At 51.1% G+C, this 23,827-nt stretch carries 30 protein-coding genes; 5 read left to right on the forward strand and 25 right to left on the reverse strand.

What is annotated here, in order from left to right; translation table 11 throughout:
* Nucleotides 1-175: 175 nt before the first annotated feature.
* The 4 genes from VH187_RS05350 to VH187_RS05365 are packed head-to-tail and all read left to right on the forward strand — an operon-like array spanning nt 176 to nt 8,020.
* On the forward strand, nt 176-1,933 hold the full coding sequence (locus tag VH187_RS05350) for a hypothetical protein (RefSeq protein WP_329700455.1): 1,758 nt from the start codon (nt 176-178) through the stop codon (nt 1,931-1,933).
* A complete protein-coding gene (locus VH187_RS05355) occupies nt 1,933-6,726 on the forward strand; it encodes a hypothetical protein (protein WP_329700456.1) in 4,794 nt (1,597 codons plus the stop codon). The genes VH187_RS05350 and VH187_RS05355 overlap by 1 nt, the downstream gene beginning before the upstream one ends.
* Nucleotides 6,727-6,740: 14 nt before the next feature.
* Nucleotides 6,741-7,658, forward strand: coding sequence for an N-acetylmuramoyl-L-alanine amidase (locus tag VH187_RS05360; RefSeq protein ID WP_329700457.1), 918 nt, complete (start codon nt 6,741-6,743; stop codon nt 7,656-7,658).
* On the forward strand, nt 7,643-8,020 hold the full coding sequence (locus VH187_RS05365; protein WP_329700458.1) for a hypothetical protein: 378 nt from the start codon (nt 7,643-7,645) through the stop codon (nt 8,018-8,020). The genes VH187_RS05360 and VH187_RS05365 overlap by 16 nt, the downstream gene beginning before the upstream one ends.
* Here the strand turns inward: VH187_RS05365 and VH187_RS05370 are convergent.
* From VH187_RS05370 to VH187_RS05480, 23 genes are all read right to left on the reverse strand, one after another.
* Nucleotides 8,017-9,120 carry a DUF3987 domain-containing protein gene (locus tag VH187_RS05370; RefSeq protein WP_329700459.1) on the reverse strand — a complete coding sequence of 368 codons (1,104 nt, stop codon included), beginning with the start codon at nt 9,118-9,120 and terminating at the stop codon, nt 8,017-8,019. The two genes, VH187_RS05365 and VH187_RS05370, sit on opposite strands and share 4 nt — an antisense overlap.
* 79 nt (nt 9,121-9,199) lie before the next feature.
* On the reverse strand, nt 9,200-10,663 hold the full coding sequence (locus VH187_RS05375; RefSeq protein ID WP_329700460.1) for a DNA polymerase: 1,464 nt from the start codon (nt 10,661-10,663) through the stop codon (nt 9,200-9,202).
* Entirely contained in the window at nt 10,660-11,043 is a 384-nt protein-coding gene (locus tag VH187_RS05380) for a hypothetical protein (protein WP_329700461.1), read from the reverse strand. Before VH187_RS05380 ends, VH187_RS05375 begins: the two co-directional genes overlap by 4 nt.
* On the reverse strand, nt 11,040-11,174 hold the full coding sequence (locus VH187_RS05385) for a hypothetical protein (protein WP_329700462.1): 135 nt from the start codon (nt 11,172-11,174) through the stop codon (nt 11,040-11,042). The genes VH187_RS05380 and VH187_RS05385 overlap by 4 nt, the downstream gene beginning before the upstream one ends.
* 156 nt (nt 11,175-11,330) lie before the next feature.
* Complete coding sequence (locus VH187_RS05390) at nt 11,331-12,419, reverse strand: uracil-DNA glycosylase family protein (protein ID WP_329700463.1); 1,089 nt, start codon at nt 12,417-12,419, stop codon at nt 11,331-11,333.
* A gap of 169 nt (nt 12,420-12,588) precedes the next feature.
* Nucleotides 12,589-13,881 carry a ParB/RepB/Spo0J family partition protein gene (locus VH187_RS05395; protein WP_329700464.1) on the reverse strand — a complete coding sequence of 431 codons (1,293 nt, stop codon included), beginning with the start codon at nt 13,879-13,881 and terminating at the stop codon, nt 12,589-12,591.
* Nucleotides 13,878-14,204, reverse strand: a complete 327-nt coding sequence (locus VH187_RS05400; RefSeq protein ID WP_329700465.1) for a hypothetical protein — start codon at nt 14,202-14,204, stop codon at nt 13,878-13,880. Before VH187_RS05400 ends, VH187_RS05395 begins: the two co-directional genes overlap by 4 nt.
* An 81-nt stretch (nt 14,205-14,285) precedes the next feature.
* The gene (locus VH187_RS05405) at nt 14,286-14,723 is read right to left on the reverse strand and encodes a hypothetical protein (protein WP_329700466.1); all 438 of its coding nucleotides are present in this window, start codon (nt 14,721-14,723) and stop codon (nt 14,286-14,288) included.
* On the reverse strand, nt 14,720-14,953 hold the full coding sequence (locus VH187_RS05410) for a hypothetical protein (RefSeq protein WP_329700467.1): 234 nt from the start codon (nt 14,951-14,953) through the stop codon (nt 14,720-14,722). The genes VH187_RS05405 and VH187_RS05410 overlap by 4 nt, the downstream gene beginning before the upstream one ends.
* The gene (locus VH187_RS05415) at nt 14,950-15,732 is read right to left on the reverse strand and encodes an AAA family ATPase (RefSeq protein ID WP_329700468.1); all 783 of its coding nucleotides are present in this window, start codon (nt 15,730-15,732) and stop codon (nt 14,950-14,952) included. Before VH187_RS05415 ends, VH187_RS05410 begins: the two co-directional genes overlap by 4 nt.
* Before the next feature lie 391 nt (nt 15,733-16,123).
* Entirely contained in the window at nt 16,124-17,023 is a 900-nt protein-coding gene (locus VH187_RS05420; RefSeq protein WP_329700469.1) for a PD-(D/E)XK nuclease family protein, read from the reverse strand.
* 208 nt (nt 17,024-17,231) lie between these two features.
* Nucleotides 17,232-17,426, reverse strand: coding sequence for a hypothetical protein (locus tag VH187_RS05425; RefSeq protein WP_329700470.1), 195 nt, complete (start codon nt 17,424-17,426; stop codon nt 17,232-17,234).
* A gap of 174 nt (nt 17,427-17,600) precedes the next feature.
* Nucleotides 17,601-17,792: a hypothetical protein gene (locus tag VH187_RS05430; RefSeq protein ID WP_329700471.1), complete on the reverse strand. Its 192-nt coding sequence runs from the start codon at nt 17,790-17,792 to the stop codon at nt 17,601-17,603.
* Nucleotides 17,793-17,850: 58 nt separating this feature from the next.
* Nucleotides 17,851-18,147 (reverse strand): hypothetical protein, encoded by a 297-nt coding sequence (locus tag VH187_RS05435; protein WP_329700472.1) that lies wholly within the window; start codon nt 18,145-18,147, stop codon nt 17,851-17,853.
* Entirely contained in the window at nt 18,137-19,609 is a 1,473-nt protein-coding gene (locus tag VH187_RS05440; protein WP_329700473.1) for a UvrD-helicase domain-containing protein, read from the reverse strand. Before VH187_RS05440 ends, VH187_RS05435 begins: the two co-directional genes overlap by 11 nt.
* 1 nt (nt 19,610) lies before the next feature.
* The gene (locus VH187_RS05445; protein ID WP_329700474.1) at nt 19,611-19,811 is read right to left on the reverse strand and encodes a hypothetical protein; all 201 of its coding nucleotides are present in this window, start codon (nt 19,809-19,811) and stop codon (nt 19,611-19,613) included.
* Complete coding sequence (locus VH187_RS05450; RefSeq protein WP_329700475.1) at nt 19,808-20,071, reverse strand: hypothetical protein; 264 nt, start codon at nt 20,069-20,071, stop codon at nt 19,808-19,810. The genes VH187_RS05445 and VH187_RS05450 overlap by 4 nt, the downstream gene beginning before the upstream one ends.
* Nucleotides 20,068-20,268, reverse strand: coding sequence for a hypothetical protein (locus VH187_RS05455; RefSeq protein WP_329700476.1), 201 nt, complete (start codon nt 20,266-20,268; stop codon nt 20,068-20,070). The genes VH187_RS05450 and VH187_RS05455 overlap by 4 nt, the downstream gene beginning before the upstream one ends.
* A 60-nt stretch (nt 20,269-20,328) precedes the next feature.
* Entirely contained in the window at nt 20,329-20,628 is a 300-nt protein-coding gene (locus VH187_RS05460) for a hypothetical protein (protein ID WP_329700477.1), read from the reverse strand.
* 443 nt (nt 20,629-21,071) lie between these two features.
* The gene (locus VH187_RS05465) at nt 21,072-21,347 is read right to left on the reverse strand and encodes a hypothetical protein (RefSeq protein WP_329700478.1); all 276 of its coding nucleotides are present in this window, start codon (nt 21,345-21,347) and stop codon (nt 21,072-21,074) included.
* Nucleotides 21,348-21,983: 636 nt separating this feature from the next.
* A complete protein-coding gene (locus VH187_RS05470) occupies nt 21,984-22,244 on the reverse strand; it encodes a hypothetical protein (RefSeq protein ID WP_329700479.1) in 261 nt (86 codons plus the stop codon).
* A 234-nt stretch (nt 22,245-22,478) separates the two neighbouring features.
* Nucleotides 22,479-22,661 carry a hypothetical protein gene (locus tag VH187_RS05475; protein WP_329700480.1) on the reverse strand — a complete coding sequence of 61 codons (183 nt, stop codon included), beginning with the start codon at nt 22,659-22,661 and terminating at the stop codon, nt 22,479-22,481.
* Nucleotides 22,658-22,819 carry a hypothetical protein gene (locus VH187_RS05480; protein ID WP_329700481.1) on the reverse strand — a complete coding sequence of 54 codons (162 nt, stop codon included), beginning with the start codon at nt 22,817-22,819 and terminating at the stop codon, nt 22,658-22,660. The genes VH187_RS05475 and VH187_RS05480 overlap by 4 nt, the downstream gene beginning before the upstream one ends.
* Nucleotides 22,820-22,997: 178 nt before the next feature.
* On the opposite strand from VH187_RS05480, the gene VH187_RS05485 reads away from it, so the two are divergent.
* Entirely contained in the window at nt 22,998-23,285 is a 288-nt protein-coding gene (locus tag VH187_RS05485) for a hypothetical protein (protein ID WP_329700482.1), read from the forward strand.
* Here VH187_RS05485 and VH187_RS05490 read toward each other — a convergent pair.
* Together VH187_RS05490 and VH187_RS05495 are read right to left on the reverse strand one after the other, a co-directional pair.
* A complete protein-coding gene (locus VH187_RS05490) occupies nt 23,282-23,425 on the reverse strand; it encodes a hypothetical protein (RefSeq protein WP_329700483.1) in 144 nt (47 codons plus the stop codon). The two genes, VH187_RS05485 and VH187_RS05490, sit on opposite strands and share 4 nt — an antisense overlap.
* A gap of 147 nt (nt 23,426-23,572) precedes the next feature.
* Complete coding sequence (locus VH187_RS05495) at nt 23,573-23,743, reverse strand: hypothetical protein (protein WP_329700484.1); 171 nt, start codon at nt 23,741-23,743, stop codon at nt 23,573-23,575.
* Between the last annotated feature and the right edge of the window lie 84 nt (nt 23,744-23,827).

Raw genomic sequence — 23,827 nt, forward strand, 5'->3', positions numbered from 1 at the left:
CCGCCGGACAGTATCGTGTGGCTGGTTACGACACCGAGGCGGCTGGCTATAAATTGCAAGAAGAAGCCATTGGCATTTCGGGACAAGCTTCGCTCCTCGGTAGCGCGGGTTCGATCTCGAAGAGTGCTCTTGGATTCTATAAATCTGGGGTATTCAGTCCCGGGGGAACGCCTTAATGCCTCAGGTTCCCTACAGAGCAGTTCCTGAAGTTGCGCCGGAGGTCCGGCCGCTTCCGACGTTTCAGGCGCGAGGCGCGGAAGAGACCGCCTTTGGCGGTGGTATTGGTGCTGCTCAACGAGAGTATGGCGGTCAGGTTATTGGCTATGGAGGGCAACTTAGGGAGAAAGGTAAGGAGATCGCACGGCTTGGAGGGGCTGAGGAAGGAGTCGGCGAGAAGCTAGCGCAAAGCGCCATAGCATTTCAGCAATTAAATAATGAGACGTGGGCTAAGGACAATGACGTTAAAGTTCTGACGGAAATCGGCCAAGCCAAGGCCGAATACGACAAGCTTGAAGGGCAGAATGCTGTAAACGCCCTGCCAGGATTTCAAGAACAAATAAAGGGTATTCGCGAGAAATATTTGGCTACGGCTCCGAATGCTGAAGCGAAGAGTATGCTTGACAACTCTATGGCACGCCAAGTCGGCTATGCCATTGTAGACGCTGGCGCTCGTGCGGGCAATCAAGCGAAGATCGCTGCTGATCGAGCGAGTAAAGCTCGCCTAGACGCTTATGTAGATGCTATCGATTTGCATAACCCTAACGCCGTTCGATCTAACCTGAAAAATATTCGAGAAGAGAGCATTGCTCAGTGCGAACACAGGGGTGATGAAGCCGATACATGCCAGTTGAGTATCAAGCATAACACTGGTCGTGCGATTGGAAAAGGAATAAAGGACATCGCCTACAGCGATCCTGACTTGGCTCGAAAATCTTACGAAGAGTATAAGAATTTTATGGAGCCGGACACTCGTGAACAAGCGCATACTGCTGTTCTGCGGGGCGAGGCCGGGACTGGCTCGCTGCTCGCAGCGCAACGTGCTACTCGTGATTTTGATCCGTCCAAGGGACCAGGGCAGCTCGAAGAAATGCTAGAACGTGGGAAGAAGGCGACTGAGGGATCGGAAAACCCCTATCTAAAGGAGAATACCGAGTCTAGAATTCGTGGAATTGTTAATCTTGGTTTATCTGGTTATCGAGACACGCAGATCGCCAGCCTCAACAAAGTTGAAAACTTTATTATCGGTTCGAGTGATGAAAAGCGTATTGTCAATATGGACGCACTTCGCAACGACCCAGAAATGAGTTCTACTTTTGACTCCCTATCCGCTCAAAATCAGAAGGTTGCTTTGGATTTTATGGCCAAGACAAAGCGCCTATATGAGAAATCAACACCCGAGCAGGATAACAACTTTGATAGGCTCTACGGAATGTCGCGGTCGAACTCTACGAAAGAACAGTTCGTCGGGCTTAACCTTCTAGGAGAGAACCTGACATATAAACAAGTGCAGCTGCTGGAGAAGCGCAAGGACGCGTTGCTCGCAAAATCCGACCCGGACGAGGATGTTGACCGTTATTATTCGTCGGTTAGAGGGCGTGTAAGAAACGCTGGAATCAGCCACGATTCTGATGAGGAACTGGCGTTTAAGGGAAAGTTTTCTCAAGCGCTTAACCGCTTCAAAGAAGCTCACCCAGGTAAAACACCAAATTATAAAGAGCTTAATGAGATAGCGACCGACCTACTGCTTAATCAGCCTGGTGGCCCAGGGAAGGGCTTCCTTCACCTTGCTGGAACACCTCGATACGAGCTCGATATCCCTGACGACCAATACCAGAAGCTTGGCGCAGCGCTTCGAGCCGAAGGTATTCCTGATACTGTTGCTAATATCTACAATCAGTATTTTAAGGCGAAAGCCGCTGGTAAGGTGAAATAATGCCGACAGAAGCAGAGTGGCGCGATATAATAAGAGACTCGAACTCGAGTGCGGCGGGGATTAACGCTAGCACGCCAGAGGCTTCGCCGGAAGCGGCTGCGCGAACGCTGAGAAATGCGACAAAAGCTGGCGTGCCATACTCGACTGGGAGTGGTGATCCCGAGCGATTCAATCAAGAAGTCGAGTCAGCAGAGAACGCTAATCTCGCGAGAACTGACCCCGTCCTTCGAAACTACTTCGCAACGTATGATTGGGCTGGATCGATTTCACAGGTTGATACGCAACAGCTCGCTAAAGCGGGCAATATGCTACGGCAGGTAGGAAGGGACATCTATGATGTAGCGGCTGGAGGCGTCAAACAAACTGCTGAAGCTATCCCAGAACTGATTGGAACGGTCCCTCCCTCTAAAGAGGTTCAAGACACTGTCGAACAAACAGTTAACTGGATGGTCGAGCATGGAGTTGCTCCCGACAAGGCTGAACTCGAAGGAGATCGAATTCGCTCAACCCTCGTTCGTAACGAAGCATTACAAGGGCTCTTATTTGGGCCGTTTACAGCTTTAGCCTCGCCTGCCATAGGCGCTTATCGAGCTTTGGTCTCGAGGCCTATTGAAGAGGCGACAGGCTTTCCAAAAGAGGTTACGGAAGGTTTGACTATGGCGGGCTTGGCCGCCATTCATACGACTCTGAGCACAGCAGGACTTTATCATGCTGCCGGTGAATCGCCAAAGCCAGGTGTTGACTATAATTTGGATCGTATAAATATCGAGCAATCAAAAACTGACAATGCAAACCTTGAGGCAACCTCCAAAGCGCTGGACGCCACCAAGACGAAGCAACTCAGCCCTGAGGCTACAAAGGGATTCGTAGAATCTGCTGTTGGCGATAAGCGAATTAGCATTTCTGCAGATGCGATCGACTCGATCCTTGGAGATCGAGCGGCAGAAGAATTTAAGTGGCAGCCAGACTTTCAAAAACAGTTACAGATGGCTCGAGAGGGTGGAGGAGACGTAAGTGTTAGGCTTGATGACTGGAATGCGTTTGCAACACCAGAACTTAGAGAAGCTCTGAAAGGTGATACGCGAGTTCGTCCAGCAGGATTAACGCCGCGAGAACGCGAGGCACTCGAGACGGCAAAGCCGGAGCAATACCCACCAGATGAACTGTATGTTGATAACGAGCAGCTTAAAGCCCTGTCCGAAAGTCTCAAGACGCAGATTGCCGAGGCTGAAAAAGTTGGGCTCGGCCCTGAGGATATTGACCTTCTTAAAGCTCGTAAATCGCTCGTCGATCGTCAGACCATCAAGCCAAAAAGCCCTGCTCGGCAAACTGTAGAGCGAGAGCTTTGGCTGAAACCGCTCTTTGATGAAAATACTTTCAGCCGATTCATGACCAAGAGCGTTTTCGCAGATTATTCAAAATCCTTTGAAATGGAGGCTACCGAAGCCAATTCTGCAGAGTTCGCACGTCAGCAGCGCGAGATAGCGAAGCGGCAAACTACTGAATGGAAAACGAATCGCGAGAAAGTTCGCGAGGATGTTAACACCGACTTCCAAGAGAAGCCAATTATTATGGCTGACAAGTTCTTACGAACCGGAAGATACTTTGGCGAGAAAGTCAGGGATTTCAAACTTAATCGAGGGGATGTTCCTGTTCGTTACAATCAACTCTTCGAGCGTTATACAGTGCCTAAGGGGGGTGTTCACCCCGACGATATTGCTGGTCTTTTCGGCTACGATAGTAGTCGAGCTATGCTCGAAGATTTGCTAACGCTGGATCAACGACGTGGTGAAACGCAGCCAGCAACACACATACGCCAGCTGATCGACGCCGAGACCAATCGACAGATGGAAGCCAAGTACGGCGTTCTGCAGGACAACATCCTCAAAGAGACTCGCGAAGCGGTGGGCACAGGTGGCCAAGCCGACATCCTCGCGAATGAGATGTTCACGCTCGGTCGATCGGAGATGCTCCCAATCGAAGATCGAATGCCTGCAAAATTTACACGAGAATATATTGAGGGTCGAATTAATGATCTGTTCAGAGCTTCTAAGGCTGCGCAGTCGCGAAGCGTCGAGACGTTCGTCAGAGACGTCGGCAAGGCTCAGCGTCAAGCCGAAGCAGCGCTGCTTAAGGGCGATATTAAAGCGGCCTTCCAGGCCAAGCAAAAGGGGTTCGTTGCTTTCCAGTTTATGCGTCAGGCGCAAAAGTTCGAAAAAACTGTCGAATGGACCGAAAATACTGTAAAACGGTATGGTCAAAAGCAGATCGTTGAAAGCGTGGACCAGCCCTATGTTGATCAGATTCATAACATCCTGGGAGATATGGGTCTTGGAAAGCGATTTCCAATACCAAAGAATACGCCTTCATTAGAAGGTTTTGTTCGATCTTCTGAAGGGAAGGTGGAGGTAGCCTACTGGCTAAAAGACCTCGGTGATAAACCTGCTTATAAGGATTTAACTGTTGATCAGTATCGAGCGTTTTCTGACAGTCTGCGATCATTGATCGAGGCTGGACGAGATGCCAGGAAGGTTGTAGTCGCGGAAGGCAAAGCCGATCTCGATACCGCAGCGAAAGAACTCAAGGAGGGACTCGATAGGTTCAAGCTGATTCCGCAGGATCGATTGAACCCAACGGTAAAGCAGAGGATTGGTTCTAACTGGAGATTGGTTCAAGCTAAGCTGCTTCTCGCAGAGCGCGTTATGGATTACTCAGATAAGAATGATCCTAATGGACCTATGATGCGGTATATCGATAATCCGCTCAGACAGGCATCCGCTCGTGAATTAGAATTGCAAGAGCAGGTGCGCTCGCGTCTGCAAGACATGCAGAAGTACACAGATTCCTCAATCAATGATATGATCCCTAATAACTTGATTCCAAGCAAACGGAACGGAACAGGGTTTATGCGACTGAACCGCCATAATCTTCGAATGATCGCCCTTTATATGGGCGATGAGGAACGAGCGACAAAGCTCGTTAAGGGCTTTGGTCTTGTTGATCCAACAATCGAAGAATTTTACGGCGCGAATTCTCGCGAGATTCTTAACGACGCGTTCGCGAAGGTGGAAAAATTTCTGAAGGACAATATGACCGAGAACGATTGGCGATGGGTTGTTGGGCACTGGGGAATTTTTGACTACCTGAAACCAGAGGCCGATGCTACTCACATTCGAGATACTGGCGTACCTGTAGATGAGACGCCAAGACGTTCGATGAATACGATAATGGGCAAGGTCGATGGAGGCTACACGCCACTAGTTTATGACAAGCTAGAGACTCGCCAGGTGCCTGTTGGGCACGATCTATTCGAGCCAAATTATCAGTGGGCTTCAACTCAGAAAGGTTATACGAAGGCGCTTACGCAGTATGCCGAACCACTTGATCTTACGGGCGCTCTGATGCCATCCAAGATCATGGGAATGGTTCATGATATTGCTTTTCGCGAAGCGATTCGCAGCGTTGATAAAATCATTCGACATCCTGATTTTCGAGATGCTATGATAGACAAGTGGGGCAAAGAAATCTATGATATGTTTCCTCGCTGGCTTCGAGATTTGGCAAATGTTCAGAACATCGATGATAGTTATGTTCAGTCATGGACGCGAGCATCAGTATTCTTTAGGCAGAATCTCACTTCGAGTCTAATCTTTTTCAATCCTCGAACTGTAACTAAACACGGCTTGACGGCCACGGCGCTTAGCGCCACGCAAGGCGGCTTCAGACCGCTCGCGAAAGCGAGTGCTGAACTTTGGGCTAAAGAAATGGTAAGTAGTATAAGGGATATTCAGAACTCGCCCAAACTGGCGCCGCCTACGCCAGAGTACGTGGATGCTCTGAAGGAGCTTACTGATCAGGGAGAAAAAGGCCAGAGCACTATGCAGTTTATCATGGATAACTCGCCCATGATGCGAAATCGTCAAGTCAGATTTAATGACTCTCTTCGAGAAGCTTACAAGAAAGCATCGGAAGCTGGCACACTCCGAACCTTCTTCAATATCCGAGCGGTTACAATGGATATAGGCCGAACACCAGTTGCATGGTCGGACGCTTTCTCAGCGTTCCCAACGTGGCTGATGAACTATAAACGGGTTTTCGGTGAAGGGTTCTCTCGTGAGGAAGCGGCCTTGCAGGCCGATAAAGCTGTTACGCGAGCGCACGGTTCGACGCTGCTAATGGACAAGCCAGCTGCTACTCGAAGTCGAAACGAACTCTATCGTTGGTTTACACCGTTCTATAATTTTTGGAATCACGCTGCCAACTTTCAGACGCAAATAGGTTGGGATTTAGCGGCTTATGCTAGAGGGGCCGAGGAGCCTGGAGCAAACATTCCAAGCCTGGCCAACAAGATATTCAAAACAGCGATGGTCCCTATTCTCGTGGAGGAATTCGCTAACCTAAGTTGGAGTGATAAACACGAAAGTTGGGGTTCGGTACTCGCGAAAGCAGTGGGTCGCTTCTTTGGCGGTATGATCCCAGGCGTTCGAGAAGTTTCTAATTGGGTACTCGATGGGCGTGAGCCTTCTGTAGGAATGCTTACTACTGCTGCACGAACGGCGCAGGCAGCCAGAACCGATGCACAGCATTTAATTACTGGAAAGAAATTGAGCGAGAATTGGGCAACTCATTTCACCGCTGCAATCGGCGGCGGTCTCGGTATTGGGGGTCCGCAGGTTGGAAGGACTGGAACCTTTACAGTTGATTATTTACACGGCAAGAATCAACCAGTAACCTTCGATCAATGGATGCGTGCGCTCTTTACTGGACACGCCAAGCCCCCGAGGGGGCACTAAGAGGAGATCAATTCATGAAGATTGTCATAAGCTCTGGACATGGCCTGAAGGTTCGCGGCGCGAGCGGATTTATCGATGAAGTCGATGAAGCTCGAAAGGTCGTTGCTCGTGTGGCGACTGACCTGGAAGCCATCGGCGTCGGGGTCGTGGAGTTTCACGACGATGTAAGCACGACGCAAAGCCAGAATCTGAATCGGATAGTTGCGTTTCATAACTCGCAAACGCGAGATTTGGATATCAGCGTCCATTTCAACGCTAACAAGACAACCCCCAGCCCGATGGGCTGCGAGGTGCTATACGTCACTCAGGTCGGTTTGGCTGGAGAAGTCGCCAGCGCTATCTGCGCTGCCTCCGGTCTAAAGAATAGAGGGGCAAAGAAGAGAACTGACCTGTTCTTTTTAAATAAGACGGAAGAGCCTGCGATCCTCATCGAGGTCTGTTTCGTGGACTCTCAGGCTGACGTTGATATTTACCACAACAAGTTTGGCGTGATTTGCGAAGCTATTGCGGATAGCGCCTCGGGGCAGGCGCCGCCCCTCGATACGAGGTGGCGAGAAGATATCACTGCCACCGTTTTTGGTGGCAAGGGCGATCCGCAAGATAGTGCTTACACTGGCAAGCCAGTCGATCCAACTGTCCCGGCAGTGGCGCTGCCGTACAAGTGGTACGACGAACCTGCTCCGACGGTTATCGTCGAGGGACCGAAGGGTGCCTCCAAAGCTTCTATAGTGGACCGAGGCCCTTGGAATCTTGATGACGAGGGCTACGTCATCAAGGGCTTTCGGCCAGCGGTCGAGGGTCAGTACGAGAACCAGACTGAGGCTGAGAATGGACAAGTTCCGACTAATGATGCGGGAATAGATCTGACACCGGCGCTAGCCGATAAGATCGGTATCTCTGGCAAGGGCAAAGTCAAGTGGCGATTCGCCTAAAACCACTCGAGCAGATGACGATTGGACAGCGCATTGCGTTGACCGTCGTGATCGTGCTTGTGATCTTATTTGCGATGGCGGTTGCCGGTTTCATCAGTGGTAGATGGGACGAGGCACCAGCGCAAGCAATAACTGATATTAATCTCTATGGCGACGTGCCACTCGATACCACTTTGCTGCGTCTGGACCGACGAGCACTTGATGAGGCTTATCACGCGCAGCTCCTGAAACTGTGGGGGGTGTGGCTTGCCGATGGTGCACGCCATCCAGGCAATTTCCAAAACGGATTGGGCAATGCGCGACGAGCTTACGGATTAGCATTGCAAGCCATCATAAAACGCGAGCATGAGGTTAGACCTTAGTCTTGCGTTCCAGGACTAAACACGATACCGCCAGCCTGACCAATCGCAGCTTTGACAATCTTGGCCCTCGCCATAATATCTATCATACGAAGAACGTTGTGAGCTGGAACGCGGTTCTTCAGAAAGCTTACGAGGGCGTATTCTGGAACTGGCTTCCCAGTTCGAAAGAACTGAGTTTGAATGAACAGGGCGGCATCCTCGATTATAGCGTGATCACCACCTGATGATATCGCGGAGAATATTTCTGGCATAACGCGCTCGGCTCCGAGGAGCCAGCCGAAGGCACAGCCGACATCGCCATCGTTAATCAGCATGTCATTGCCACGCGAGGCGCAGGCAACCATGCAGAGTTTTATCAAGTGGGCTGTACGCCGGGTCTTGTAGTGGTTGAGCTTTAGGTGCTTTGGCGGCTCTTGCATTCCTTGCACGTTGCCATCGGCTAAGTGAAAATCACGAACGATATCCCTCGCAGTATCAGTCCAAGTCATTCGGCCATGAAGGCCAAAGATGGCTTTGAGATCGATAACCAAATCCATTCGATCGAGATCGAAAACGTTCTCTGTGAACACATCAACGATCTCGCGATCACCACAATAGACTAGAATTGTTCTAGATATAAATCCCTGATCCCAAGCCCCGTCCGGCATGAGGTTGTTAAGATACGAGGGGGTAGTTGCAGCTAAAAGGTTCAACTGGGGTTTTTCAATTTTGATATGCAGCTTTGCTGTGCGTCGGCGTTCGTCGTAAGGCGCTCCGTCGTAGATGGCCGTGAGCGAGTTCATAAACTCACTGTCATAAACTGGAATTAGGACACCAAGCTCCCCCGACACCACAAGCAGAGAATTAAAGTTGAGCGTCTGCTGATTGCGAATATCTACAATAGTTCGCTTCGCTTCGAAGAGCGAGTCAACGAGAGCGGCGCGAGTAATGCTCGTGGGCGCGACATGAAGTTCACTGATCTCACGCCATAGTCTTTCGACCTGGGTGAGCATGACGGTCTTACCTACACCAGGCGGCGTCACGAGAATGACGTAGAGATTAGGATAGAGAGAGTCTCCCCCCGTCTGGACCCAAACCTTACGCTCGAGAACTCCAGCCACCGCTGAAATTCCCGCCCATGTTCTTAGGATTTCAGGCGACGGGAAGTGCTTGGTACGCCTAACGAAGCCTCTAACCCAATCATTTAATCTCCTCGGAGCGACAGCGGCTGTCACAGCCATTGTACTTTTTTAGCCCGTCGGGGTTATCCTTGGAGTGGTCTGCCCAGTTCCAGCCGGTCTTGACTTCGTAGGGCAGTTCCATAACCCGGTCATGCTGGAGCACTACGGGGTGACGCATCAGTGATTTTAGTTGGTGGACTATTTCATCTTCGCGCTCCTGTGGATACTGGACCAGAATAGCATCGTGGATATTCATAAGAACTTGGCAGATATTGGCTTGCCAGACCTGCAACATCCCGTTGTTAAGGATATCGCTGCACGATCCCTGTGGGTCGTAGGCCACTGCTTCGCGAATGGTTTCTGCTTCGGTTAGCCGCCCTAGGAAGTGTCGCCTTCGCCCCATGAGGCTAACAAGAAACCCATCTCGCTTAAGCACGTTGGCGACGGAGATGTGCCAAGAGAGGTGGCCGGGAAAGCCTCTAAAGTATGCGGACTGAAACTTCTCAATGACTCCCGAATCAATTTTTGTATGAACAGCCATCGTTGAGGGGGTGCCCATATAATTAGTTCCATGACCGAGAACTTTGGCCATATGTCTAAATGAATGCTGTCGATAAAAGGGCTGCTCTGCAATTTCACGATCAGCTCGTATATCTCCAGTCCATTGCATATTTGGCCACGCCATTCGAGACACTGAGGTGTGGAGGTCTCCGGACTCGCAAGCGTCAAGGTAAGCACCGTCGCGGAAGAGGTTCCATTCGATTGCTCCGACACAGCGACTATCTCCCTGCTCTGCATCCAACTGCGCGAACTTCATTCCTGAATCGGCGACGAAAATACGGCGAAGCCGCTTCTCTATGTTTTGGAGATTTGTTCCGGTGCCGAAGTCGCTGAAGCTGGAACTGAATCGTCCAGTGTTTGTTCCAGCGATATTATAACTTGTTCTGATCCGATTGTCAGAATCAATCTCGGTCTTGAGAACTCCAATCTTCTTGTGAAGATCGCGGCACGCGAGGATATGATTAATAAGAGGCTCTGCGAGAAAATAGCTTTTAAGCTTTTCGAGCGCATCTCGGTTGACAGTAGTCTTACCGGCTCGTCGCACGGGCGGGCAATCAAGGACATTATAAAGGAGATTAGACACTTGTGCAGGGGATCGCCAGTTGATAGCTGAGACACCAACTCCTCCAATAAGGATTCGTTGCAGATGATATTCGATCTCTCCAATCTCGCTCTCAAAGTCTCGAACCAACTGATCTCTGACTTGGACATCGATGCGAACTCCCCTGAGTTTCATTTCCATCGTAGGGCCCTGAAGAGCTTTCGAGAATTCATACGTGGCTCGTGTTGTTTCATTCAGATCAGTCTCTATTGCTCTGAAAACTTCTTGAGTTACCATAGTATCCAGGCCGTTATAAATCCACAACTTCTCTGTTTCAGAGCTTGGAGGGCGTTCAAGCTTGTCAGTGTAAATAATCTTCATAGACCAAGCTCTTCAAGCGTATTGTATTCGCGAGCTGGTTTATGGTTATATCTATCTTCCCACACTCTTATGATCTCCTTTATTCGCGCTGATCTGCGATCTCCCATATGAGGAAGTAACTTGTACATAAGATCGATTGCACGTTGCGCATGCAGCGTTGCTTTATATTGAGGTTTATACCCTCTTCGCCGCATAGATGGTTCGTATCGAAGAAGGCAACTACATTGCATCAAAGCTGCCGCTTTAGCTATTACATCCTTATCGATCATGTTGACTCTTACCTGAACATACCAACCTCTTCCTGAGTAATTACGGCCAACATGAAAACTACCTTCTCCTTCGAGCAGGCCAGCAAGCCAGACCAGTTCTAATTCTGTCATATCGTCACCGTCAAGGTTAGGACCGCCGCCGCAAACCAGTAAACTGCTCGGCGCCAGTCGCCATAGGCGGTGTAAACGGCGCTGGCACCGAGGTCGAGCACAATAAGCATCGCTGGGAAGATGCTGGTCATTTCTTTTTCTTCTTACTCTTGTAGCCTGGTCTAACGAGTTGATAGGTTCTACACATCTCTTGTACGTAATGCAGAGCCAAAGCTTTGTTCAGCACCGAATCAAATTCGTAGTAAATCGTGCTGAGACCATCCTTTATTACGAGCTTCAAGTGTTTCTTATTCATCTCTTTTCAAGGTCTCCATGTGCTTCGATCGCATAAGCTTCCAGGCCGGCTCGTTCGTGTAAACGCTCCCAAGGAACCCGAGGCCCTTCTGCATTTCCGGCTGCAGCGCGTGATGCAGCAGCATCGTGTCCTCACACTCACCAGCGGTTGCTAGACCGTAAACGTTATAGAGGATGGAGAGGTCGAAGGCTCCGTTCTGGAAAACCTTTCGGCATGGATGGCGTAAGCAGCGGCTAACAAACTTCCAAGCTGCGCGTTCATGGTCAAGATTGATCCAATAAGCTCCATCTGGTTTTCTGAGGTCAACGAACGGAACAACAAGTGAAACTCGCTCATTGGGAGCGAATCCAATACAAGTAATTTCTGTTCCAACTGTCTCAATGTCAATGGAGAGGAGTTTGCATTCGCGGATGTATGTTTCATAGAAGGTCTCCATATCACTTAGCGATGGTTCTGTCCAGACGGCGCGTTGCGGCCTGCGAATTTCTCGGAATGCGCTTTCGCGTCGGGCTTTGATCAGATCACTGACGGTGATGACTCGGAGCTTCCATTCGCGGAGAATGGCAGCGGGGTGGACGATTGGAATGCACTTGATACCAAGGTTGGACCAAGCGACAGTTCCTCGAATTTTAAGAATGCCGGGCTGTCCAAGGAGAGCCCACGCAGCAGTTCCTCCAACTGCGATCGCAAGATTGGGCTTAAGGGATAGTAGTTCTTTCTCAAGCCGATTAAGTTCAGAAGCGTATTTAGCAAGAATATACTTTCCAAGGCTGAGACTGGGACGGCCAGGGATAGACTGAGCTTTACTGCCACATAGGTTTGCGATGTCATTGGTCGGCCTCGGCCTGATGTTGAACACGTTCGTGAGGTAGAGTTCTGGATGGGCGTCCCATATCGCAGCTACGAACTTGGGGTCTCGAGTGGACCAGTACGCCTGCGCCATCGAGCGGTCATGAAACGACATCTTGATGATACCAGCCTCGTCGCACATCTTAGCGAGTTCGAGACCTGAGGTTCCCACGAAGGGACGCTGAAGGCGTTCTTCGTTCTCGCCCCAGGATTCGCCGATGAGCGCTATCATCGCCGCTTTGGGCGCCAGCCCATCTCGATCATGTGCAGCACTATGTCCCCGCTTGGACCGCCCTTATATCCGGGAACGTAGAGTTCTATGCCTTTTTGCCAGTCTCGATTAAACCTCATTTGTAACTCGTGAAGTTCCTTAACTGTTAGTTTAGGCCATTTTTCCTTAATCATTTTGACAGCTCCTTTAGAGTTCGTGCTTGTGATAATCTAACTCTGGCTCGCTTAGCAAACTCCTCATTCATCTCGAGTCCGAGAACGCGCTTTGCGCCGAGGCTCTCAGCCGCGCGGAGCGCAGAGCCGCTACCGCAGGTTGGATCGAAGATCGAGGTGAACTGGTCAACGATCATTCCAAAGAAATAGCGAAGCATCGGTTCTGGCTTCTCGGACAAATGACCACCGTCCCTGACGGTTGGGGCAGCGTAAGCGTTCGAGACGGCTCGCACAATTTGGCGATCACCTCTATGACCAAAAAAGGCCGTTTCATAAATACGTCGGGGCCCTCGCTGGGGATCAGGCAATACACCAGCGTTGTCGGATTTGAACCAGACAAGAGGGAAGGGGTTGACCTCGAAACGAGTCTTGAGGAGTCGGAGGGTGTCAGTGTAGTTAGCCATTGAGAACCAAAAGACGATGTGAGCACTATCAGAACAAATCCGATCGAGCCCATCAAACAGTACGCCACAAAGTGTTCTATAAATTTCTGGCGTGTCATCGTAGATTCCTCTTACCTGAGTTGCAATGCCTTGTTGAACTTTACCAGCGCCAATACCGAAGGGAAAGTCGCAGTGAATGAAATTAAATCTGGGACCATCGTAGGTCTTGATCCAGTGAACGAAATCTGTTATAAGTATTGACTCATCAATATGTGGTGGCGCTGTAGCCCCAAACATTTGAGCGATAGAAGTGCGACTGAGTTCTTCTTGCTCTGCACGAGCGTGATCAGCTGCTCGCGTAAGTATATTTAGAGCAACACTAATGCCTGTCATCTTAGCTGGATCTATTTTACCAGCAACAATCGCATCAGCGACTGTGAGCCGGTCTGTAACGATCGAGCGATCGCCGAATCCAAGAGCTTTTTGCGTGTCGTCCTGGCTCCATTCTGGTTCTATTGTGCGTCTATTCTCGTGGTACTCTCTCACAGCGAGACATTCGTCCTCCCATTCTAGGTTGACGCGCTTTATATTCTCCTCAAGTTCTATTGCTCTAAGCTCATGAAGATCGACTTCGTCTACCCATTGAATAGGAATATGAGTCCACCCAAGAATCTTGCAAGCCTCAACTCTGCATTCGCCAGAGACAAGCCGATAGTCCCGCGTTATTACTGGTGGATGAATGAGCCCGCGATTGCGAATAGACTCTGCTAGTTCATCGATACCTTTTAGCTCGCGCCGCTGGCGTGCGTCTCGATTGATTATTATACTGAAGAGCTCGACTGCTTTGAATTCGCCAGAAGTCATCATGCTCCCCATTCGTTGGGAGGAAGTATTGAGTTTTTCTCGAGAAAGTCTTGAAGCCTTCCCGCTATGTGATGCCAATCGCCTTGATGATGCAAGTCTCTAAGCTTAGCGTGCAAGGAGTACTCAAAATTACTTGGCAACACGAGAGTAAGTTGTAGTTTGTATGGATTGCCAACTTGACATTCGATAAGCCTCTGTCTACAATCAGAACCATAACCAATCTTTACAAAGTTATGACACTTAATAAAATAGGTGCCAGTATTCTTCAAATCTTGCTCTCTCCAATAACGAGCAGCCAAATTGGTCATTTCTGCTTTTAAGTCCACTTGATTCTCCGTTTTTGGAGGTCGCCGTGTTTTGAGAGGTACCTCGTGGGATTCCCACGAAGCACCCCTCCAGCTCGCTTGTTAGACCCGCACCGTCCCTGCGAGAACGTGGATCATACGAGGTTCAGTGCCCCTCGACAACTGCTGTCGAAGGACGACGCCGACCTGGCGCCCAGGGCTCTCACTCATTAGTTCCAGGATGGTTTTCTCACCCTCCTCGATACCGAGGTGCTCAACGAGGAACTGCTTTATGAAATACTTGTTGTTCTCGGTCACGTAGAAGTCGATGCTGACAGACTTACCTTCGCAACCACCCGCATCGGCAAGGCCTTGCTCGTCGGCGACCTCGATCGGGCGGATAAGCTTGGCACGAAAGCGATAGCCGGGAGTCTTCTTCTCACGGCTTTCGATCCGCTCGAACATTCCATCCACGATGCCGAGGTACGTACCAGACGGCAGTGCCTTTGGCGGCTCGATGTCCTTCGCGCGTGTATTCAGGATTTCTTCGAGGGTGCTCATTGCTCTATGACTCCATTGAGTTTATCTTGTGTATCACCAAGCGATGTTACTGCTTCGTCGAGTTCGTTTACGATTTCCTCTGTTCGTTCTCCTTCCTCTCCGCTGCGAATGCCTTCTGGCATGTTTTCCAGACTGTCCTCTTCGTCGGATTTAATTTCTTCGATGTCGACCTTTGCTCTCTCGATGAGGTCTATGACTGATACGAGTTTCTTTCGTCGGCTTTCGTTCATTTCTTTGCTCCCTTGACGGTTTGGAAAAAAGTTGCCAACCCCGTCTCAATCGGCAACTCTTTGGCCATTTCGAAGCTCGCAGGGTTCTTCAGGTCTATGAGGGCGGTGGAGACTGTTTGGATTGTGCGGGCTCCCCCGGGCCGGGTGACACACTGGACCACACTATTGAAATACCGAGGGATTGTAGGGCTAAGTGCCTGCCCAACAGCAGTTGGATAGCCTCTTTTAGTTCCATCCGGAAGGTCGATGAATCTGATATGCGCTGTAACAATGACGTTGGTATTGTAGTCTCTATTCGTAATGTAATTGAGGACGTGTTCGATGGCATCTTGTGCGGCTCCGTATATCTGGCGTTGATCCTTGGCTCCTGGGTTCATGGCCCAGGCCCAGTTGAAAGCTCCGTCACTAAGAAAGGTAAGACTATCGATAGCAAGGACGGCATTTGGTCCCCATTCGCGAGGATTTCCAAGATCTCCCCATTTATCCAGGAGACCGAAAGCTTTAGTAAACGCTGTTGGTGCTCCTTCAAGAATTGGGCCGGCTGCAGACGGGCGATACTTATCTCGGAAGGATTCGACTTGGACCGAAGAAAGTCGTTCAGGGCATGTTCGTCGAACAGCCGCTGCGAGGCTTTCCCACCCGGCGTCCATATCCAGCAATCTAACGTCATAACCGACCTTCACAAGGGAGGCGAGGGAGCCAGTCTTGCCTGTGCCACTATCGCCTATCATCAGGAGTTTGACTACGGGGCTTGCCGTCAGCTTGTCTAATGTTGGCATATGCATCTCTCATTAGTGGGGGCTTTTGCGGAGTACTTCTGTGTAAAGCGTTAAGATGTCGCCTACGCGGACATCAGCGCTATCGGGCAGCATACACAGCATACTGTAGGGTTCACCGCTCGGGCCACTTAACCGAATTAGCATATAGTTGCCACGCCGCTCGGTTACGGGGACTTTGGCGAGTGGTAAGATGAATCTGAGTTGCTTCGTCATGTAACGATCACTCGGACTCTTGGATGATAGCGGACGATCCGTCCGTTTCTGACTGTGTAAAGTAATGGCCGATGATTATGACTGACCGGTGTGATTTTTCTGGCCTTCATCGAGGCTTTAAACTTCGCATGTTGTGCAGCACTCCACTTATGTCCGCGCATGATAAATCTCCCATTTGTTAGCGGATTTCTAGCGGATTCCAAGGACGACGCTCGAAGTCGCTCTCCAAGAACATCTGTCGAACCGACGGGTCTTGCGAGCATACTCGCTTGAAGCTGCAAAGCATACAGCTTCGTTCGTTCATTGGCCAGTAGTTCGCTGCGGCATAGGTCTCGGCCTGGCGCAACCAGAATATCAGATCGTTAAGCCATTCCTGCGTTTGCGCAGGTGTTCGATATGTCATTCCACGCGCAAAGCGCGTAAAGCCTACGGCTATTTGAGCACCATCGATGATGATTCCCTTAACGGGGGTGTGGAACACCACGTTGGCAGCAATGGTATAGAGGGACATTTGATTGTCGAGGTCGAAGCGACCAAAATAGTCTGAGCCGATAGTGTGCGAGGTGGTCTTGCGATCAGTAACGTACTGACCACCACCAAATTCTACTATGCGATCGAGATGACCACAGAGCAGATATGGGGGACCGCCAGGCGGTCCCCAGTCAAGCTCCATTCGGAATGAAAGCTCAACGGCGGGCTTGCCATTCTCGAGCGTCACGGTTTTAAGTGGATCGGTGGCGAACTCATCCAGATACCAAACGATGGAGCGAATGAGGGTTTCGCGATTGCGCTTCGTGTCGTCGCTGTTCCAGCCATAACTGTTGACTAAGGTTATTCCAATAACCTCCCTGAGAGCGTGGGTCTTATCCACACCATCGATGAGGAGGCGGTCCCAAAGCTCCAAAGCCTGGTGATAGAACTGGCCGAAGGTCAGAGCGACATTCTCGCTCTTTGCGCGCCATCCCTCTATTTGGTGATAGAAGTATTTGCGAGGACAGTCTTTGAGCCAGCCAAGGCTGGTGGAGTCCCACGCGAACTGGATGTTGCCGTCGTAAGGGCTTACCGCTGCGGTGCTCATCTGAAACCCTCAATCCATCGTCTTGCGCCATCCATATCATGCGTACTAAGATAGAATAAGCCTATCAGCATCATGCTAGCAGAAATGTCCTTAAGTTCCTCATGCTTCATTAGGTCAGAGCCCATTGAACCGATAGCATTTTGGATATCTCCACGATCGAGATATTCTCGCGCCCGCTTCTTACACCATTCTAGATGTTCATCTCTTGTCATAGTCCCAAATCCTCCAGGCTGTCAGGGTCTTTGCCAATCGGCTTTTCGCTCTTAGGCTTTGGGGCGGCCTTGCCAAGCAGCGATTGCTTACGGCGCTCACGCATATAGGCGATCACTCGGTCGAGTTCCTCGTCGGTGTAGCGCTTTTCAAGCGGGTTCCTTGCAAATAATTCAGCGATTGTGTCGGGCACGCTTCGCCTCCTCTGCGTTCTTAAGGAACATATCGACTAATTCTCGAAGGATTATGGCCATGGGCTTGGCAGGGAAGTTCTCCTTGAGCTTCGCCACTTGATCGGGGCGCAGCCGTGTGTGGAGGTGATAGAGGTCAGTCTTGCGACGGGGCATTATTCCACCTTTACCCTCCGTTAGCAGGTCAGTTTGGACTTTGCCACCAGGTCAAAGAAGCTACGTGGTAGCTCCATGACTCCGGTTATTAAAGCGCCTTTGGGAATCACCACGGTTACACTGTTTGGATCACCAAAGCGGGAGGGTTTAATAATCAGGTATTCCAAACCCTCAAGAGTCATTAATGGAATTTTGATTTCGTCATGAGTCATTATGGTCCCTCTTCGTCAAAAAAGGTGCAGTTTTCACATTTTCGAATTTTCTCGGACATCAGATCTCCCTCATATCCGGCAGGGCCATTTCGACCTTCTTGATAAGAACTGCCGTCCCGCTTAATTCGAGACGAAGCTTGTCGTAGATCGACTGCTTGTGTAGGATGTGTGTCTCGTCATAGATTTGAGCGTTCTCACGTCGATCGAGCCGCCGAAAGTAATTGGCTCGACCGCGCCAATAAATAGCTTCGCCTCTCGTTTTGAAATTGACTTCTAGCCCTCGCGTCGCGTTGAGCGCTCTATCGAGAACCCGCTTTACATCTTCGAGCGCTAGCGGTGTCCGATTAAAGCTCACTGAAGTCCTCCAGGTTAACTAAGAACAACTCGCGCTTCGCCCTCGTCGTGATGACGTACTCGACGTTAAGCTCCTGCTCGAGCGCTTCTGGTTCTTTGGCCCACTTGCTGGGTATTCGCCAAGGATCAAGGTGATATACGAAATCCCATTCGAGACCCTTAGCCTTATGCCCACTGAGAAGTTGGACGGGTCCTTTGGATTTAAAGAGAAGCTCCGCGTATGCAACAGCGTCCCGGAGTGTCTCTCCGTATTCTGCAAAAACGCGGAAACATTCAGCTTTATCGTAGATTGGCCCAGGCGGTTTGCCACTGTCGATTTTTTCACTTGTCCACCTTTCAATAGCTTGGAGAACGTCCTTGCGAGGCATTTCGTCCGGACCAAATTTCTTCATGGTGCGAAGCAAGCCCGCGCCAATATCTGTTCCAATAAGCTGAACGCCGTGGCCGGCGCGAAGAAGCTTGAGCGCCAACGCGAAGAGCGGAGCGTTGTTGCGACAGATAATCGCAGTGCTGCTCGTGTCGCCATTGATAGCCCAAGGGGCTCGAGCGCTAACAGCGCCCTCAAGCGCCCAAGGCGCCCATTTCATGTGAGGGACGCGGCTCTGCGCTTTGCGAACGACAGCTTGAGGACAGCGAAAGCTGACGCTCAGCGTCATTTCTCGCATTGAGAAGCGCTCTTTGAGTCGTTGCATACTGGAAGTGATTGCCCCACGAAAAGCGTAAATTGATTGCCACGGATCGCCCACTGCCATGAGGCGATTGGGCACGAGCTTTTCGAGCATGGCATGGTTAATCGACGAAAGGTCTTGAGCCTCGTCCACCATTGTAAGCGGATATCTTGGGAAAACGCCTCCAAACAGTGTGGGCATGTATATCTGATCGTCAAAGTCAATGACGCCCTCGAGGGACGACGCGATAGACTGGCGAAGGACCGCATCAACTGTATCACGGTAACAGTCCTCCTCTAGCGAGCTGTAAAACTCTTCACCAGTGCAGAGACCTTTTCTGCCAATCGATTCAGGGATGTAGCCAGCAATTTTAGCTTGTCGGATAGCCGCAAGAGTGTCTGCAAACATATCGTATTGAACCTCTTGGCTCCGGCGCGATAGGGCGCCGATATGCGCCTTAAGGAAGTCGTAGGACTTGTCCTTGTTGACGGTCAGGCGCCGGCCAGTCTGACCGGACCAGGCGCGATGACCAATGCTGTTCAGCGTCATAGCGGCCACATTGGCCGGAAGGCGCTTCTGCATTTCCTCGGCAATGCGCTTGTTGAAGGCGAGTGAGAGGATCGGCATGTCGTTGGGCAAGTACTTACAGAGGAACTGCAAGGTGCTCGTTTTGGCCGCGCCGGCGAGCGCGTTGATGAGGAGGCTATCCTTGCAGTTGAGAGCCTCCTCGATAATAGAGGTCTGCTCCTCGGTAGCTTCGAGCGTTTTGCCGTCGTATTCTAGGACATATGTCATATTAGTGTTCCTCTGGTTTTGAAAGAGCCTGAATGAAGCCATCCACGCCAGGGAGGTATGCGCGAGCTTTTTCTAACGTAGCAAATGGACCGTAAATTCTGGACGGCGAGTTCACCTCAGGAACAATAAGAACCCACTTAAACGGGTCTCCAAGCTTGGCTAGCCTGGCCTCTTCCCTTTTTGTAAGCGCTCTGACTGTCATTTTCTATCCTTAGTAGCTCCTCCAGCAGCGAACCATTCGCTATCTGAAGGTTCCTTCTGCTTCATCCAATTAGCCAATCCTCCTGGAGGCTCCTGAGCCGGGGGAGTTGTGACTTCCTGAGCCTTTCTCTTTCGCTTTGGCGTTCTGACCGAAACCAGGACTCCACCATTAGAGGCAATAAACTCTCTAATGGCGTCATCCTTTATTGCTCGCAAGCTGACTGTATAAACCAGCCAAGTTCTTCCGAGTTCCTCTTTCATTGCAGCCTCCCCATTGCCAATTGCGTTAGCTGGTGTTGAAGCTTCTTGAAGTTCTCGCTCACCGCCAGCCACATCACGCCGATCTCGGTCTTGCGCTCGGCGTTATGGAGGTGGGCGATCATCGCCGCGTGTTCCTCGGCCTTGCGGAGGTTCTCCATAAGCTGGGAGTATTCGTCGCCGATTGTTGGGACGCTCAAGACTTGTTACCTCCAAGGTGGGAGAGCAGACGGACTGCTCTCCCAAAGTTGGAACAGACACTATTTCGAAGTCTGGTCTGTCAGGGCCGGAGCGGCGATACCGAGGATGCGAGCGGCCTCCTCCTTCGCTCTCTGGCTGGCTTGCTCGAACACCTTAATGGCGGCGAGCTGAACCTTAGTCACATTGGTAACGCCGTTCAGCGCCATTGTGGCCTCCCGCGCCTCCTTTGGCTCGAGAGTGTGATTGACAACGCGCTCGGCGATCTCAGTGAAGCCGTGAGCAACTCCGATAAGCGAGCGTTCAATCACAAACGGGTCAGACATCTTCTCGACGTTACCACTTCCATTTTCATTTGTCATGACTTCCTCTCTCTATGTACAATCCGAGGGATTCGGATTGTTCTAAAACTTCCATGCAGTGTCTACGAGCATTCTCAACCGCTGCCATACATTGAACTAACGGATAAAGTTTTTCCCAACAATCCTCGCAAAACTTGGTGCCAAAGCCGAAACGTATCACAAGATAGCAATCCACGCGAAACGTGCCCCAAGGCTGTTTGCAGCGGGTGCACCTTCCCACAAGCAACGAGTCTTGCATTTGGTTTCTAAGGCGGTTGGGAACTTTGCTCATCAGATGGGCTCGCCGATCGACAGCACGTCGCGCAGCTTTATGCCAATCCGGCGTGGACTGAGATGTCGAATCAGATGTTTATAGCGGCGACGAAGAGTGGCGATTGACAGCCCGGTCAACTCGGACGCTTCAACCAAGCTAATAATGCATTCAAGTCGAAGAGTTGGGTCCATCACGACTCGCCTCCGATGGATCGCTGAATTAGCGAGAGTCTGTCGCGAACGTCATCAACTCGACTCTTCGTTTCATCCAGAAGATCGGTTACTCGATTGAGAAGCTCGATAATGTCCGTGCCACGCGGCCTCGGCCCTGATTTGGCGATGGCTTTCTCGGCAGTGTTAAGTTCAGTCTGATTCTTGTACGGAACGTGAGAACCTGGAGGGATTAGCTGGTTTTCGATCTTGTCGAGGGTCTCAGTCATCACCTTGTCGAGGTCGCGCTGGTTCATAATCCTAACTCCTCTAGTGAGTTGTATTCGCGAGGCGCCGTTGGCGGTTGCTTGACGTTTGGGTAATGGTCGGGCCAGTCGTCGGGAATGTAATACCAAGGTGGAAATAGAAGCACTTCGAGACCACCAGGAAGCGCGTACTCCAGGCTTTTAAGGTCCCAATGCCTATAAGGGTAGGCTCTGTGCCCGCTGGTTGGAATTATCCAGCCCCTCTCGTGCTCGCTGCCGATCTGAATCGGCTCCGCCACGTCGAACGCTGGCTGGCCCCGAACTTTGTGTAGGATTAGATAGGGCATTGGCTTATTCCTTGTGATCCCATCCTTCGGGAGCGCCCTTGAAGCGTCCATCGAGGTTCCATGCTGGTGCTTCGGCCCAGTATAGTTCACTTCGAGGCTTCATCCGAGGGCCGTCGTACCAGCATTTGGCGTCGATCGGAGGGATTTTGGTTCTGAAGTGCCACGATGCGTCCTTAGGCTCAAGCTGGCATAGCTGACGCTCGCCTGCATCAGCGGTGTCAAACACGAGAAACCAAACAGAGAGGAAGAGGATATATTGGGCATACCCTCTTCCTGCGCTAAGGGGCTGCTTCTCAAGCATAATTGCCCAATCCCCTTAGATCAAGCGTCAACTTCATCGTTATAGTCCTAGGGCCGCGAGGCCCTCCTCTATCTCAGCGGCTACCGCCGCCTTTGCCGCTTCGCGCTTTTGCGCGGCCATGGCTGAGAGCCATTTATCGAGTTGATACTGTGTTGGTTCAGCTTTCGTGCCGATAAATGACTCCGGCTTCTCGGAGCGCTCGCGCAACGTGCGCAGAAGCATAGCTACGCCATGCTGGTTGTATGGCAACGCCACAGTGTGGCCGTGCAATTCACCGCTGCGCGGTGGGAGTCCCACCATCAGCTTGTCGCCCGCTGCCCAGATGTAGGCTGCGTGGCGTGGAACAGGATAGTCACTCACGTCGCGAATCTCCTATCACTGCGCTCGCTATGCCAACGAGTGCAACAACCATGATTATCATAAGCGAAAGCCCAAACAACGTCGCTTTGACGATCTCGAGCTGCCACACCTCTATAACGTAAACCAACGCGAAAAACGCGATGAATATTGCTATGACTTGCCAATGTTCGCGCTTCATCGGGAGGTCTCCTTGTTGAGCAGATCGATGGCGGCTTGCGCCTTATCGAGCGCGAAATGGAACGCGCACCAGCATATACCAACGTCATGATCGCATGGCTCGTTGATCGCGATCATCTCGTCCCGGCAGAGCCGAAGGGCGCTAAGCGCGTGGAGCATGGCGCGCTGCTCGGTGGTCATGGTTTTTGCTTGAGCGTTCGCATTGCATTGCTCAATTCGGCTTTTAGCCGCGAGATTTCATCTCGCAACTCAGCGCACTCTTTCTCCGACGCGCGCCACAGCCGCTCGAAGATCGCCGCTTCGCCTTTGAGATCGGAGCGCTGCTCGCCGTTGGTCATGACAGGTCCTCTGGATAGAATATCGTGAGAATGGAATGCGACGGCCAAGCGGCGCTGCCATAGTTAACAGTGAAATCGCCGCAGAGCCAGTGGTGGGTGATGATGGTCCTGATCATAGTCGGACTCCATGCTCGTCGCTCGGAGAGCTTCTTGGCCAGTGCGGATTGAGCAGCCCGATGTGGACTGTCAATTCGCGCTGTGTGCGAAAGGCTTGACCACACTTACAATGGAATTGCCTGGGCTGTGCCCTCCCGAAAACGGCTGCGTAATTGCAACCATCCTCTTGGATGTTCGTGGTCGCGCCGCATTCCTCGCACACGCCCTGGGTGTAGAGCTTGTTTGGCTCTGCCATCGTTTGCTTGATGCCGCACACGACGCAGTTGAATTGCTGGTAGATGGTTACGCCGTCGTCGATCAAGCGACCGACTTCGGTAACGACTTCGCTGAATGGATGGAGGCGCATTAGCGCGCCTCCCGTTGCACTTTCAATAAACGTTGGATGGCCATCTCGATATATTGGCGCGTTTTTGTATCCTCAATTTCAATGCCGCGCAAATATTCGATGGTCAGCGGAATTGCCACTACATCTGGTATTTGAATTTGCATTTGTGTTCCTATGGTTTTCGCGGGGCGATTTGCCCATTGTTTAGTGTACCACAAGCTCGCCATTTTGTCAATGGTCTCAAATAAGAAATGTTCAGGGCGATGGTCCGTTTGAAACCATCGCCCTGACGCGACCGCCGTTGGCGGTGTTCAGCGTTGTTGGTTTGCTTCCAACAACCTGGCCAAATCATCGGCTATTTCGAGCATTGTTTGCTTTAGCGTTTCGTACTCGTTCGCATCGTAATGGCCATTGAGGAAATGACGAATGACGATGGAAGCGCTGTGCGTTCCCCATTTCCGGATAAACTCTTCACTGGTCATGGCTGTCACCCAGCGTAATGATCGGTGGCGGACTGGCCATCATCAGCGAGCGCATTACGCTCGGACGGTCAGGGGCATTCGCGC

The organism is Scandinavium sp. (assembly GCF_036271055.1).
Taxonomy (GTDB): Bacteria; Pseudomonadota; Gammaproteobacteria; order Enterobacterales; family Enterobacteriaceae; genus Scandinavium.